General features: G+C 43.0%; 10 protein-coding genes. 1 reads left to right on the top strand and 9 read right to left on the bottom strand.

Going from position 1 to position 16,270, the window contains the following annotated elements; all coding sequences use genetic code 11:
• Positions 1–4: 4 nt before the first annotated feature.
• The 8 genes from A3CY_RS0115835 to A3CY_RS22210 form a co-directional block, all read right to left on the bottom strand.
• A complete protein-coding gene (locus A3CY_RS0115835; RefSeq protein ID WP_071596006.1) occupies positions 5–2,629 on the bottom strand; it encodes a zinc-dependent metalloprotease in 2,625 nt (874 codons plus the stop codon).
• 112 nt (positions 2,630–2,741) lie between these two features.
• Complete coding sequence (locus A3CY_RS0115830; protein ID WP_018338914.1) at positions 2,742–4,259, bottom strand: PKD-like family lipoprotein; 1,518 nt, start codon at positions 4,257–4,259, stop codon at positions 2,742–2,744.
• A gap of 42 nt (positions 4,260–4,301) precedes the next feature.
• Complete coding sequence (locus A3CY_RS0115825; protein ID WP_169503690.1) at positions 4,302–5,015, bottom strand: DUF4843 domain-containing protein; 714 nt, start codon at positions 5,013–5,015, stop codon at positions 4,302–4,304.
• 17 nt (positions 5,016–5,032) lie between these two features.
• Entirely contained in the window at positions 5,033–6,496 is a 1,464-nt protein-coding gene (locus A3CY_RS0115820; RefSeq protein WP_018338912.1) for a RagB/SusD family nutrient uptake outer membrane protein, read from the bottom strand.
• A 12-nt stretch (positions 6,497–6,508) separates the two neighbouring features.
• Complete coding sequence (locus A3CY_RS0115815) at positions 6,509–9,856, bottom strand: SusC/RagA family TonB-linked outer membrane protein (protein WP_018338911.1); 3,348 nt, start codon at positions 9,854–9,856, stop codon at positions 6,509–6,511.
• A 157-nt stretch (positions 9,857–10,013) separates the two neighbouring features.
• Entirely contained in the window at positions 10,014–11,150 is a 1,137-nt protein-coding gene (locus A3CY_RS22215) for a FecR family protein (RefSeq protein WP_018338910.1), read from the bottom strand.
• 151 nt (positions 11,151–11,301) lie between these two features.
• On the bottom strand, positions 11,302–11,880 hold the full coding sequence (locus tag A3CY_RS21335) for a sigma-70 family RNA polymerase sigma factor (RefSeq protein WP_018338909.1): 579 nt from the start codon (positions 11,878–11,880) through the stop codon (positions 11,302–11,304).
• Positions 11,881–12,006: 126 nt separating this feature from the next.
• Positions 12,007–12,885, bottom strand: coding sequence for an energy transducer TonB (locus tag A3CY_RS22210; RefSeq protein WP_081619491.1), 879 nt, complete (start codon positions 12,883–12,885; stop codon positions 12,007–12,009).
• A gap of 259 nt (positions 12,886–13,144) precedes the next feature.
• Between A3CY_RS22210 and A3CY_RS0115795 the strand changes: the two genes are divergently transcribed.
• Positions 13,145–13,573, top strand: coding sequence for an Hsp20/alpha crystallin family protein (locus A3CY_RS0115795; RefSeq protein ID WP_018338907.1), 429 nt, complete (start codon positions 13,145–13,147; stop codon positions 13,571–13,573).
• 67 nt (positions 13,574–13,640) lie between these two features.
• On the opposite strand, the gene A3CY_RS0115790 is transcribed toward A3CY_RS0115795, so the two are convergent.
• A complete protein-coding gene (locus A3CY_RS0115790) occupies positions 13,641–16,262 on the bottom strand; it encodes a zinc-dependent metalloprotease (protein ID WP_018338906.1) in 2,622 nt (873 codons plus the stop codon).
• Positions 16,263–16,270: the final 8 nt, after the last annotated feature.

The following is a 16,270-nucleotide window of genomic DNA, read 5'->3' as shown; positions in this document are numbered from 1 at the left end:
AACATTAATTGTTTAACGCTTGCCCGATTTTGTAAAGTAACAGTTGGTAATGCCGTCTTGTGTCGGCAGAACCCGTACCCGCTTTGCTCTTCAATAATTCGTGAGCCTGTTTTAGCTTTTCGAAATAAATATGCTCTATCGGTTCGGATACGTCCACCACGCTCACGTAAAAACCAAAACCCATCTGTTCTGCAGGGTCAATGTCCCGCATCGCCTGTTGTTCACTCTCCCGATTCGTGAAGATTCCCATCACGCTTTCCGGCAACACACCATACACGGCTCGGCTTTGAGCCTTGATGCATTCCGGGATTTCGACCATCGCTTCCGCCGCAGCAATAGCCAAAGAACTGCCACTCATCGTCTTGGTTGCGGCACCGGAAGAATTGAGCAGATGGGCAAGTAATCTGATTTGTAATTTCTTTTCCACGTTTGTTAAAGTTTTGCCCTGCCGAGTAGGCTTCCACACGAAATCCGCAATGTCATCCCAAAGATCAGTACGCCCGTAAGCATCCTTTCCGGCTTTATCCGCCGCAATAGCCACTAACCGTTGGCGTCCAACCAATCCTTTGAAGATGGCATCCTCGATATTCGTGGATATATTACCCTGCAGATCAAAACCTTTGAGCAGTTCCTCGTTATCCAGCCAGGATAGATCTTTCAATTCGTTCAGAATAAAACGAGTTGCCCGCCTTTGCTGTTCTTTCGGAACCGGGGTATAAGCTGGCCATTTGTCGCCATCGTAGCGTTCATATAGATAGATACCGCCAATATTGGCAATCACGTGATTTATGTAACGCATATACTGGTACAATACCTCGTTGTACATTTGTTTGCGAAACGCATAATCCCGATCCTCTTCACCAACCCATGTGTTCAAATTTTCCAGTATGTATTTCAGGTTTTTTACCCCGTAACCTGCCGCTTTCACCGCATCATCTCCCAAGTCCTCCTCAAAAGAAGTCGGATCAAGATGCCCACGCAGTTGTTGTTTCCCGTAACGATAGATCGGGTCTCCTGATTTTTCACTAATCCAACGATCCAGAACAGGCACTTCTTCTTTAGATGTTTTAGCATCCAAGAGCGGGGTATATGACCACTTAACAGAGAAATAATCATACAAGCCTAAACGGGGAGGCGTTAATTTTACACCTCTTTCCTTATCCCCGGGTTGTGCCACATAATTATTACGAGCATAATCCATGATAGAATAAGTTGTCCCGTGTTTTTGAGTAAATGACGGGGAACGCAAGGAATCTACCGGGATCGCTGCCGAAGCCGACATATTGTGCATGAAACCGAGACAATGCCCCACTTCATGAGCAATGACGTAGCGAATGCAATCCCCGATAATTTCTTCCGGCATATTCACGGAACGCACGTCAGCATCCGCCTGTGCCGTGTGGAGGAATCGCCAGTTCTGCACGAGTTGCAACATATTGTGATAGACGTACACGGAAGCATTCACGATTTCGCCCGTTCTCGGATCTGTCCACGAGGGTCCCATGGCATTCGCCACCCACGAGGGAGAATAACGAACACAAGAGTATTTCAGGTTATCCGGATCGAACTCGGGGTCATCCGTCGGGAAATCGACAGCACGCACGACGTTTTTAAATCCGATCTGCTCAAAAGCGGCATTCCATTCTTCGATGCCTGCCTTGATGTATTTCCGCCAGCTTTCAGGAAAAGCATTATCCACGTAGAACACGATCGGCTTTTTGGGTTCAACTAACTCTCCATTCCGGTATTTCACTTCGTCACTCGGCTCCACCCGCCAACGATTAGCATAGTAGAGAGGCTTCATTCCACGAGGTTCATTCGTGAATTCCGATTGATATTGATAGAAGATATTAACGCGAGGATCAGCTATACGAGGACGCATTGCCTCGCTTTTTTCCGGCAAGAGGATGAAACTCCGGGTCATAACTGCCGTGAAAGGAACTTTGTAGAGATAATAATATTGCTTATCCCGCAAGCTAACCACGTAGCCCAAGGAGGAACGGACACTCACGTTATCCTCGAATGCCTTGATGTCGGTGATAAACGAATTGTTTTTTTTGAATTCTTTCTCAATCCATCTTCTGCCTAGAGCAATGGCATACGGAGAGAACGGGTGCATCCCTTCCCGGTCGTCCAACAGAAAATCTGTAATATCAATTACCACCGCCGTGCTGTCTTCCGAATACACTTTTATAGGAAAACGCATCATCACTGCCGGTTTTTTACTAATCCTGATCCTCTCTGCCAGCAGCGGATCCTCCGACACGTAATCCGTGTTGACCGAACATAGATTCACCATGGAATCCATTTTCGTGAATATCACGTGCTGGGGGTAAAACGGTTTCTCTCCCACGTTAGCAAATTGGTTGTCGGTGATCTCACTCACGGTAGAGCCTAGTAACATATCCCGCTCCATGAGTGTCAACGGAAGTTCAAAATAGATTTTCCCATCCATTTTGTGGAGCGTGAATAGCCCTTTTTTCGTTTCACATTTTTTCCCTTTAAAAAATTTCTGGTAAGGGGTCTCTTGTTTTTTCTCTTTAATCTCTGCAACCACTTTTTTCTTTCTTGCTTCGACGAGATAAGGCATGAGTAGTAATAACAATACTACGAATAATCTGTTTTTCATAAAAAACTATTTTAATGATTTACACTTTACAATAACATCCGATATGGTATGCGTTTCCCGAGAGGACGTGTAAAACACGCCCTCTACCCAAGAAACAAACATTAAAATCTATCTATTGAAAATAATTCGGTTTATGGCAAACATCCGCAATTTCCCCAAAGTTAAACCTACATAACTCGTTATAGACCACGTTGGTGTGGAAGTTATACGGAACGTCTATCAACACAAAATCACCATTACCAAGCCCCAAGCCTACTTTCGACACGGAAATCAAGTTTTCAATTCTCAAAGCCTTTATCTCAATACCCTCAAATCCTTTCACCAGTTTTGCTGCAATGAGAGGAGCGGTCGAATTGTAAAAATAAAGCTGGTCGTTCGCCGCTCCTGCCGTAAATAATACATAACCGTTAGTCGGGAAGTAGACAAACTGGCTTTTCTCGGTCAGCACCGCATCTCCTCGTTCGAAACCGACCCGTGCCTGCGTGGCGGTAAGGGTGAACACATCGGTTGCCGCATTCTGCGTGATATTAAATCGTTGGCAATAGTACGTTTGTGCCTGCGGATCTTTCAATACCATAAAATATCCCATCCCGCCAGCCCCAGGCATCGTACCCGTGGCGTACACCAGTTCCATCGTACCCATGTCACTTAACTTCGTGTACGGGGTGGGATAATTATAGTCCCCATCCGGAATATCCTGAAAACTTCCTCCCGTGACATAACTATTTGTCGCAAGGCACAACAAGCGATTATTTTTCGAATCATGTACTAAGATCTGATCCGGCCAGAAACCGGCTCTAGGTTTAATCAACCGGGAAACATGGGAAGACTTTCCCCCGATATTCATATTCATGGGTTCATTATTGTACGGGGCAACATGGTTGGCTACCCCCGAATAACGCATATACAGTTGTCCGTCCTGACTCAACAGGATGTTTACGTTCGTATTATAATAGGCATCTATCGGGACAAAATTTTCCGGGACCTGCCCGTTCAAAAACTCGTCTTCCAGAAAGACAACTGGGCTTAATGTATTACCACTTAATTCGACAGCTCCTCGTCCCCCGTGCTGTATTACCAATATCTCGGGCGTGTGATTTTCCAGTTTAACGGGATCGCTTCCCATTTCCTCGCCGTTATTATAAAACACATCCCGATAAGGGGTATATTCATACGCACCATTCACGTATTTGCTAATTACCATGCTGATTTGCGATTGATTTCCATCTTTCGTCAGAATCGTCCAACCATTTGAGAATATAGAGGATACAGCGATGACAAATTGCTTGTCTTTACGCATCCCCGTTTCCCGGTCGATAACGCTAAAAATACCCCATTCGGAACCGATAGCCTTTCCAAAATACTCCAGCTCCCGATCCGTGGAATACAACTCTCCACTCATTCTCCATTCAAAATCAAAACGATTGGTATCCTGTTCGTTACTATAAGTCAATTTCGGATAAATCTTGATAGACTCTCCCATGACTGCTTGAAATGTCCCTGTTTGCCCCAGATCGATTTCCAATATTTGAGTTGCCGGAATCTTGTAATCGTAGTTGCCCTTATCATCAAAACAAGAAGACAAAAGCATTCCGCAAATCAGCACGAATATATTTAATCTAATTTTCATATCTCTTTCATTTTATATTATACAATCCGAATCATTCCGGCATCAGGAACCGATCACAGGTACGGTCGATAACATTTCGACATTCCCGTCCATGATAGGAGGATTTTGCCGCTTCAGAAAGTTTTTAAACTGGATAGCGTATGCACGGAGGCTTCCCTTAGCTGCATCGGTCAAAGCATCTCCGTTCATCTCGAAATCTCCGGTATAGACATGATCGATAAAAGTCTGATATTTCACGTCCGAATAAGCACCCAAGTAAGATTTTACGACTTCTGCCGTCCACCAATCCGGTCGGCTGAGCACATTGTTTACCCGGAATACACGCTGGGTGTAATTTATCTCTCCCATCAATAACTCATTTCCATTTTCGATATCCACGACGACCGTGTAAGTATTCTGGTCCCCCTCCTGGATTCCTGACTTTTTCAGTATCAGATACACCGTGTCTTTAGATTGATTCGCCTTGAACAACACTTGTTCATCCCAACCGTATATATCGGATGTTGCGGTCAAATTTTCTTTATCGACTACCAAGTTTATTGCGGCAGGCTTATCCAGCAAATCTCCTATCAGTTTCACTTCCAAAGGTACTCGTATCTCTGTCACTCCCGGATAAAAACGGAATGAAAGTGTAACGGTGTCCGTATACAACCGGGTGAATTGGACGTACCTCTGTGCATGGTAGGTGTCCACCTCAACCTTTGAGCAAGCTGTCAAACACAGAACTGTAATTATATACCATATAATGTATCTCATATTCATTCGATTTTAAATTAATAGACATCTTCACTATCCGGCGTGGGAATGACAAATTTATCTCCCACGGGAATTACTCCTATTCCTACCCGAATAGGTTGATTCAAACGTTTATAGAAGAAAAAGGTCTGGCCTTCGGTCATGTATTCTTTCCTGATCTCTCCATGCAAATCTTCCAACACGTCATTTGATACGGCGGCAATCTCTCTTGATTCTCCCCGATGTTTACGCACTTCGTTTAATATTTCCGCCGCCCCGGTTGCATTTCCATCCTTCACGTAGCATTCTGTCAGAATGTAAAATATCTCGCTCAATCGAATCACGGGGATAATGGAATAATCCCTATCGCTCAAGTCTTCGCCGGCAACCCCGGTTCCATCCCATTTCACACATTTCTCGTTCCCACCGTCACTATATATCAGTTTCCACCTGTAATCATCCTGATCTTTATTCTCGAGAGAAGATTTGATTCCATTCAGATATAACGGTCTTCCAAAGGTTGCCACCAAATTCGCAATATCTGTCACCAGATTCTTATTCGATAGCCCGAAAAGCATATCACTGGAAAATTTCCCTTTCGCAGTTGTCTCACTTACCGTCGAGAATCCCCATCTTTCACTCGTGTTATCATCTTCATCCGGAGCATACTTATTGTACACGTATTCGGCATAATGTTTTGCATTCGTATAATCACCGGCATACATATAGACCCGAGCTAACAATCCGTTTATTGCCACATAGTTCAACCGGACGCCCCGATAACCGAAAAATGTACCTCCGACAGCCCCACTGCCATTCAAACGCACGGTACTTGTATTTAATAGCATATTACGATTCAAGATCGTGTCATTGGGTGCCACCAGATCTTTCGCCCGAAGCAAATCTTTCGCCACTTGTTGCAATACTTGATCGGCACTCCACTTCGATGCAATCTCCACGGAATAATTCATCCGATAAGGCATATAGCCTTTCTTGTCATTTAGAGCAGGAGCCGGGGCAAATAGGCGACACAGGTCGAAATGAAGCAAAGCCCGGACAGCTAACGCTTCGCCCAGTATGATCCCCTTTTCTTCTTCCCCGTACAAGAAAAAGGAGGCATCCTGTTTTTCCGTTTCTTCAATCAATTTATTGCAGTTGGCTATAATATTGTAAGCCGTTGACCACATGGTAGCCAGTCTTGATTTCAAACTTGCGTACTCGTAATTATAACGTTGTGCGGCCTGGTAGGTGTAATCTCCTTCTCCTGCCATATAATCCTGTCCCAACACACTCGCCAGTCCCCAGCTCAATTCCCGACCGTAAAGTTCGGAAGTTGCCAAAGAAGTATAAATTCCATTCAATGCATTTCTGAACCCGCGGTAATCTTCAAATAGATTTTCATCCACGACTTGATCTTTCGGATCTATTTCCAACCATTTGTTACATGACGTAAAACCGATGATTGCCAGAAATAGGATACCTATATATCGATATTCTTTCATAATTTTCCGTTTTTAAAAACTTATATTTAAAGCGAAATCAAATGTCCGGGCAAAAGGATAAGATAACCCGCGCTCTTGCCTCACGTTACTGATGTTCGCTATATCCTTCATACTGAATTGTGCCCGTAACATTCCCAAACCGATCTTTCTCATCCATTCGGCATCGAAATCATAACCCACGGTCAACGAATTGAATTTTATCGTGTTGTTCGTCTGCACGAATCTCGATGTCGACCGGGTTGCCACGTTATTAATCTGAATGGATTTGAACTTTGCTTTATCTCCCGGTTTTTGCCACCGCTGGGAAAATACCCGGCGATCTGCATTCGTGCTATACAAGTCCACGCCTTCAATTTTGGTTGCCAAGGTCTCGTTGTAAACATCCCCGCCAAATTCATACAGGAAGCTGGCATACAAGAAGATGTTTTTATACTGTACGTTCAACCCGAAAGCACCCTGCACTTTGGGTTCTTTGTTTCCGATAATCTGTTGATCCGGACTAAACCACGTGTAGGTAATCGTTCCGTTTGATCTTTCAAATATTTCATCCCCGTCTGCCGGGTTTATTCCCAAAGATTTCATCCCGAAAATGGAATTCAAAGACCCTCCCTCCACATATTTCAGCAAAGGCTTTGCAAATGCCTGGTCTTTTCTTAAAGCCCCGTTGGCTTCATATTGTGCGAACTCCTCGTCAATTCTAGCATTATACGCCTTCAACGATTCGGATATTTTCAATATCTTGTTCCGGTTGTGAGCCAGATTCCCGTAAACGACCACCGACAGGTCTTTCTGCCGTATTGCATTCACTCTCAAGTCCAGTTCGACACCCCGGTTCTCGATTTCCCCCACGTTATCGTTATAACTGGTAAAACCGGTTGACGTTTGAACCGTAACGGGGGTGATCAAATCCTTGGTCACTTTATTATAGTAGTCAAACTTCAAAATGATCCGTTCTTTCAACAAACCAACATTCATCCCGACATCGAACTCGTTCGTCACTTCCCATTTCAATTTCCGGTTGCCATAATATTTCAGTATCGCCCCACTACCCGTATCATACCAATCTTCCAACAAATCATACGAATGTTTCGCCGCATAAGCCGGGAAATTCACTTTTCCGGTCTGCCCGTAAGTAATTCGGAACCTCAAAGTACTAAATAAGTCATTCTCTTTCATGAACTCATACTTGTGAACATTCAAACCCACGCCTCCAGACCAGAAGGGGGCAAACTTTTTATCGGCACCGAACTCCGAAGAACCATCCAAACGACAAGAAACATCCAGAAGGTAAATATCATCATACGTGTAATTCAACGCAAAAAAAGTCCCGAACAAACGGGTATGATTATCCGAGAAAGAGGCTTTCCTGGCTTCTTTAGCAGCATACTGAGGGGAGTGTAAATGCCCCGAAGGAAATCCCTCAAAAACAGACGAAGAAGATTCATACCTCCGCTCCACTGTGTTCAACCCGAGGGACACGTTCAAATTGTTTTTCCCGAACTGATTCACGTAATTCGCAAACAAATTGGTATTAATCCGAATCTCATCCGATTTGTTTTGTGTTAATCGTCCCGGATATTGGGCATCTGTCAAGAACTCTCCCGACAACGGATCTAAAAAGTCTTCTGCCAAAGAATTCTTTTTCGATATGGTAAACTGTCCTTTTATTTGTAGGTTATCCAGCAAATACCAGTTCACACTCAAATTATTCGTGATTTCATTATACGTGCTCTTGCTAAAATTAGACAATTCTTTCGCTTCATATAACGGATTTACCAGATTACCCGCCGGAGCATGCCAACCGTTCCTCCCGTCTTCTTGTTGCAAGCGACGCACATAATGCCCCTGATCGTCCTTAAATTTATCATACGGTAATTTCTCAGCATAATCTTTAAAATTACCATAAGGGGATGCTTTTGCTTTAACCTCATCGTACGTGATATAATTTTTCACTTGTAATTTTTTCAGCCGGTAATCCACGTAAAACCCAACCCCCATCTTGTCGCGTCCGGATTCTTTCATTACACCACCCTGAATATCATATTTCAAATCAACCCCTAAACGGATATTTTCACTTCCCCCGTCAATGTAAAGGCTATGCTTGTGGTTAAACTGATTTTGCAAAGGTTGTCCCAACCAGTAAGTATTCACCCCCTCATTAACTCGGTCCCATTTACTCAAACGTTCCTGTTCCAACCTATTCATTTCGGAAGAAGAGGCATTCTCTTTCGGAACATAAAATTTGGCAGCTTCTTCCGCTTCTATCTTTTCCCGTGCATTCATCAGATTATAGTCAGATAAATCGGGAGCCGTTAATGAAGTAACCAAATTATATGACACGTTTAATTTCCCCGCCCTCGGTGCCACACTTTCGATCACGATGACCCCATTCGCAGCCCGAGACCCGTATATTGCCGTTGCCGCCGCATCTTTCAGAATGGTCATACTCTCGATCCGGTTCATATCCATATCGTACACTTTTTCCAAACTTACCTCGAAACCATCCAGGATAAATACCGGGGCATTCGGATTACTCTTCAAATTGGTTTTGTCCAATTCTTTAGTTCCGATACCGGATTGTCCCCGGATATAGAACTCGGGTAACGTGTTCGGGTCTGAACCCATTTCGTTATTTAACATGACCCGCAAAGAGGGATCAAATACCTGCAAGGCATCCACCACATTCCGACTTGACACCCGCATCAACTCCTCCTTGTTCACCTGCACAGAGTTTCCGGTAAAACTTGTTTTCCTCACGTTAGCGTATCCCGTCACCACCACATCTTCCAGTTCTCCCACGTCTTCTTGCATGGTTACGTTTATCAATTTCTGCCCGGTATATTTCACCTCGGTCGTTTTCATCCCGATAAATGAAAACACAAGAACTAATTTACTTGAATCTGTAGTCGTCAATTCAAACTTACCATCTACATCCGTGGCGACCCCAACTTTCGTTTCTTTGATAAGAACAGTAACTCCTGGCATCGTCACACCCTTCTCGTCTTTGACAACTCCCCGGACAACATATTTCTTCAATTGATTCAAGGAATCCGCAACAGAAACTTTAGATGGCATTATTAAAATATAATCCTCCATCAATTTATAAGTCATCCCGCTTCCCTTCAATAGTTCCTTGAGAAATACATCCAATTCCACATCTTTAAAATTAGCTACCACTTCACGAGTCACCTCGAAATTATCATCACTATAGATCACGATCATGTTCGTCATCCGCTGGAATTCTGTCAAGGCTTCCTTGATCGTAGTTTTACCCAAACTCATGCTCACCCTCTGTTGGGATAAACTATTTCCAAAAGAGGCAAGCACGAAAAAACAACACATAAACAATGTCAATTTCATAATCGTACAAATTTTATTCCACCTGCTTTTAAGAATGACAGGTCGATACTTTCGACTTTTTTTCATACATTTGTTTTTAAGTTTTATAAATCACACTCCCTTTTGCCGAGGGAGATAATATCGGGTAATGTTGCAAGCGTTACCCGATTTTCATTCTCTATTTTTTATCTATTACAACCTTATTATCAACCATTTTAAATGACACATTCGTAATTTCCCCAATCATTTTCATGATGTCGTTTATATCATCGTATTTCCGGAAACCACCCGTGAAGCGTATCTTTTTCAAGGTTTCATCCTTGAATTCATAAGAAACATCGAACCAACGGCTCAATCTCGACATCAATTGTTCCAAAGGCATTGCATCAAAACGGAACAACCCATCCGTCCATGCGATATAAGTTCTTGCATCCACCTCTCGCACTCGAGCCTGCAAAGTACTATTATCCAACACGAATTGTTGATTGGGCTTCAAACGTTCCTGATAATCTGCCGCATTCACTTGGACAGCACCATTCACCAGTGTTATTTCCATACGCACCTCTTCCGGATAAGCAGACACGTTGAACAAAGTACCCAACACCCGCACGTCTGTTTTAGCCGTATGAACGACAAACGGTCTCAAAGAATCCTTCACGATCTCGAAACAAGCCTCCCCGTCAAGAAAAACCTCCCGCTTCTCTCCCGTGAAATTCAACGGAAAACGCAACTTAGACTCGGCGTTCAACACCACGGAACTCCCGTCCGGCAAACGCAAACGATATTCACCACATTTCGGGACAATCAGCTCGTTGTATCCCATAACAATTCCTGTCTGCCCAGTATAGTCCAAATAAGCCGAATCGGAACGAATAACCATCCCTTCATCATTAATCTCACCTTTGCCCACCATCTTCAAATTGACCTCCTCCCCCGAGGAAAGTATTAATTTTATGTCAGCATTTTTCCATACCGATATATGCTCCGTAACTTGTACTTTCTCGTCTTTCGACCAATTCCACCCGACAAAACCTATCACGAACACAACAACAGCCGCCACTGCCACCCGAGACCACATATTACGATATTTATACCGACGACGACGCAACACTTTTTCCCATCCACTATCCCGATTCACACTATCCCGCAATGCACCCCATTTACCCGCATACCACAAGGAACAGAATTCCTGATACGCTCCCTGATTCCGCTCGTTCTCTTCCAACCAAGCATGTAATCTTGCCTCTTCTTCCGAGTCAATTTCCCCTGCCAACTTGGCTAGAATTAGTTCATGTATCTCTTCCGGTAACTTCATTATTATCCTGTTTTTACCAGTAAGACTCAAAAATCAAAAAAACGGGTAGGTGATTTTCTATTTTTTTTCATAAATAATAATCCGATCCTTGAACAATCCTCTAAATTTGTATTACAAGTATCTTAACACGCAAGTCAGCAATGTCGATAATTCATTCTCGACGTTGAACTCTACGCAAGAAAAGAAAAAGGATATCCGATCTCACGGAAGCAAATTTTTCCCGCAAACGCTTCGTCCCCTCTTTTAACAAAAACTTCACCGTATTGATCGAAATACACAATTCTTCTGCCGCCTCCTTGTATTTCAATCCTCTCAACATCACACATTCCACAACCTGACGGGTTCTATCCGGCAAACGTTCAACCTCCCGCATCACAATCTCCATCCGTTCCTCGTCAATATCCACAACCATTTCCTCGGAAATATCCATTCCTTCCAATTCTTTGCTACCACGTAATATATCCTTTTTTTGAAGACAAGAAATCGCCCTATTTCTCACGGCTGAATAAAGGTAAGAAGCTAAAGACACATCTGTTACCCGAATTAAATAGTCATCTTCCCATAGTTTCACAAACAACTCCTGCACGATATCTTCTGCCTCCAAACGATTTTTCAGAAATTCATCGGCGAATAACACCAACGGACGATAATACCGGACAAATAATTGTTGTATTCCAGCTGCTTTATCTTTCCGAATGAAGTCTAAAATATCCGTATCCGACAAACCCATAGTTATCCCTTTACTACCTCAAAGATAATAAAATTAATCATATATCATTAATTATCTAATACAATTTGGGGTTGTTCAAAAAAAGATTTTCTGAACAACCCCAAAATAGGATACCACACAATTACTTTACTGTGGCAAAATATAATTCTCGAAATAATCTTTGAAACGATCTTTCAATAAATCTTTTATCTGCAACATTTTATCCATCTCGAATTGTCTCATCTTGATCTCGGAAGCAACAAACTTGCTAACAAAATCATTCGTTCCCAGACTCTCGATCAATTTGATTTTCGCATCAATCTCGTTCTCGTATATTTTGGTCAATTCTTTGACGTCGTTTTTCTTCAGTTTCAATACTTTGGTTTGAGCTTTTACCAAACTATCGATCCCTTTCTTTATATCCTGGCTCTTTTCCAATAACATTTTATAAAGCGTGGCATCATCGCCCAATTGCTTTTTGAAAGCCTCTACCCGGGCAGCCTGGTCTTCCGGCGACAATTGCTCTCCTTGTTTCAACATTTTGGCTTCTTCTTCCAAATTTTTTAAATACATTTCGTAAGTCAATTCCTCGGGAGCCAATTTAAACGTGATCGGCAAAGTTTTGGAGAAACGTACGGGTTGTCCGCCCATAGTGGCAGGTTTCCATTTTGGCATATTTTGAATTACCCGCAAAGCCTCGGCATCCAGAATCGGATGTGCCGAACGCACCACTCTAACCTGTGAAACAGCACCATCTTTCTCTACCACGAAGGTCACGAACACCTTACCCTCTATACGTTCCTGTTGAGCTTCCTCCGGGTACATGATATTTTCCCCGAGCCATTGATTCAAGTTCCCATTAAATTCCGGTTGAACATCAGCAACTACATACACGGTAGTATCTCCGTCAGCCTGACGAACCTCCATTCCATGAGCCATTACGGGAGATATCCATCCCAGACTAACGACACACGCCAAAACAAATATTGTTCTAGCCCAATTGTAAGTTTTATTCAATCTATGCATAAATATATTTATTAAGTATATACCTATTTAAACAGCCATAAAGCTACAACTATTATCACAAAAATGTACCTGAAATCGAAAAATATTTGTCACTCGAGAATCTCCAAAAATGAAAATTTGACATAATAACCATGACAAAAAGTCCACAAACCGCATTGGCACAAGCTTTGCACTATCCATTATCGAACAGCGGTTCATAAAAGAACCGAAGTCCGAAGAAAAGATTGAATGTTAAACTTAAAGATAGGAGACTTTAATTATGATGCCTGTAAGAAGAACTCAAAATTGGTTACCAAGTATCTTTAATGATTTCTTTGATAACGAGTGGATGACGAGAGCAAACGCAACTGCACCAGCAATCAACGTGATTGAATCGGAAAAAGATTATAAAGTGGAAGTTGCTGCCCCGGGGATGACGAAAGAAGATTTTAACGTTCGCATAGACGAAGACAATAATCTCGTCATCACCATGGAGAAAAAAGTTGAAAACAAAGAGGAAAAGAAAGAACAACGCTACCTGCGACGTGAATTCTCGTACTCAAAATTCCAACAAACCATGATTCTGCCCGACGACGTCGACAAGGAAAAAATTGCAGCTGGAGTAGATAACGGGGTATTGACCATCGATCTGCCAAAAATATCCGTAGAGGAAATTAAAAAAGCACAGAGAACTATCGAGATAAAATAAGATTTAAGGTAACCATAAAAAATCCGGTCAAATCGTTTTGACCGGATTTTTTAATATATAACATTTCCTATTTCTTCTGTGCCTCAATCATTAACAGAATAGACTGGTAATGAATTTTATCGCTAGCGTTTGCTGTCGACACCTTCGTTTTTACCAACTGCTCTATTTTCTTTAACATGGCAGCACAATAAGCAGCAGATTCGTCTATCGCTCCCACGTTCACTTCTTTCTGCCAACCATAATCACCCGTATCCCCGAATTGATGTTTTTTCTGCATACAAGCTGCTACATACCCTTTGCCATATTCTTCCTCAAGTGCTCTCAATTCAGGCAAATGTTCGTTAATCCAACCGGTGGCATCCAACCCCCGAAGGGCGATTTCATCCACGGAAGGTGCATAAATCATACCTAATGTCTGCAAAGACTTACCCCCACTCTTTTTCATGATTTTTCCGGCAGAAGTGATCACCTCTTGCACCGCCAATCTTTGCAATAATTTATCGCCTACTGTCAATTTACGCCCTTGGATCGTCGGTTCCCAAACACCGGAGAAAAGGTCATTGTAATATTCCTCTGACGTATAAGGTCGAGCACTGACATGAGCAGACAGCAACACGCCATTATTCAGCTGGAACAACTTTTTCCCCACGACCGTTTTCAAAACAAGAGATTTATTTACCGACAACGGGAATTTGTCAATCACCTCCTTTTCATCCAACCAATCGCTTTCGCACAGTTGTTTAATCACCCATTTTAACGATTTTTGTTGCACCTCTCTCGGCACGGATTTCCAACGATCGCCAGGAGTACCATCTTTTACTTCCGTCAAATAAATACCTCCCACGTTTGCCAAAGCATTCATCAAATAACGGGCATATTGGTTGCAAAGATCGGCATACAATGCCTGGCGATGAGCTGTCGATTCGTCGTCCTTAATCCAAGTATTCAAGTTTTTCAAGATGTATTTCAAGTTCTTGATACCGTAATCACCCGCTTTGCAAGCATCATCCCCTAAATCTTCTTCAAGCGCACTCGGGTCATAACGGGAATACACTTGCTGTTTCCCGTAACGGAAGATCGGATCACCGGCTTTTTCATCCACCCAACTTTCCAATATTTTAGCCTCTTCCTGCACGGACTTATTACCTGGGATCGGAGAATACAACCATTTTATGGCGTACTCGTCATACACGCCCATATCCGGAGGCGACACGCGTACTCCCTCATCACCCGGTTGAGCCACATAATTGAAACGGGCATAATCCATGATAGAAGGCGTCGTTCCGTATTTCTGCGTGAAAGTGGCAGAACGTAACGAATCTACCGGATACGCACTAGAAGCTGCCATGTTATGCATCAAGCCTAACGTGTGACCAATCTCGTGGGCGAACACATAGGCCAGTGATTCATCCACAACCTCTTGAGGCAACTTTTTCCCTCGCACTCTCGGGTCAATCTGCGCCGTTTGCACGAAACGCCAACTATTGATCAATTTAATCACATCATTATAAACCAATACAGTGGCGTTGATAATCTCTCCGGTCCTCGGGTCCACCCAAGACGGTCCCATAGCATTCTCTACAGAAATCGGAACATAGCGGATGCACGAATACTTCAGGTTATCTGGGTCGAAATCCGGATCATCTTTCGGAAAATCACGAGCGATCATAACATTTTTAAAACCAATCTTTTCAAACGCCTTATTCCAAATCAAAACCGATTGTTTCAACGGTTCTTTCCACGACTCGGGGAAAGCGTCATCAATATACCACACGATCGGCTTCACCGGTTCCACCAGTTCCCCGCGTTCCCACGCTTTCATATCCTTCGGTTCCAAGCGCCAACGGTTGACCAATGCGTAACTTTCAATTCCATCCTTTGTCATCGTGATATTTTCTTTACCGGTAAGGAATATCCCGATACGAGAATCTGCAATTCTCGGTTTCATTTGGTCTTCCGGCAACAGCAATATCGTGCGCACGAGTTTTGTTGTCAACGCACCTGACCCAAGTTCCTCGCCAAAAAAGGTGATACTATAATCATACGTCATGTACGACTCGATGGTGATATTGTCACTGAAAGCTTTGATTTTATTCAACATTCCGAATCCCGGTTTCAAGCGAGAAGTTATCCCGAGAATACTATAATTGCTCTCCACCGGCTTCAACGCTTCCTCATCCCCGATGAACATTTCCGTCATGTCAAAGACTACCGATGTCGAATCATTATTATAGGTTACCACCGGATACTTTTTATAAAACGAATTCAGATAATTACGTTTGATAGCCAATCCCAATTCTTCATCGCTCTCCATCGAGGAATTAACCATCTGAAGCACGATCGTGCTATCCATCTTGACAAATTTAACGTGCAACGGGTCATTCATCTTGTACCCGACCATAGCTAACATGGAATTACTGGATTCCGCTGTCGTGGAAGCAATCAACAGATCACGTCCACAATACTTTAACGGGAGTTCCACGTAAAGTTTTCCCTCGATTTTATGCAAGGAAAGGAATTCTCCCGTGGCAGATTCCCGTCCCGCTTTTTTCATCAACTTCTCGTATTTCGTTTCCTTAGCAACAGGAAGCTCGCCCTTGTCTTTCTTTTTCCTTTCACTCGCAGTAACTCCATGTACTAAAGGCATTAAAAACACCAAAAGCAAAAAACACACAATCCATCTTTTCATACAATACA

This window comes from Butyricimonas synergistica DSM 23225 (genome assembly GCF_000379665.1).
In the GTDB taxonomy this organism is placed as follows: Bacteria; Bacteroidota; Bacteroidia; order Bacteroidales; family Marinifilaceae; genus Butyricimonas; species Butyricimonas synergistica.
The sequence above is the reverse complement of the archived record's forward strand: the minus strand, read 5'-3'. Positions and strand labels throughout refer to the sequence as shown.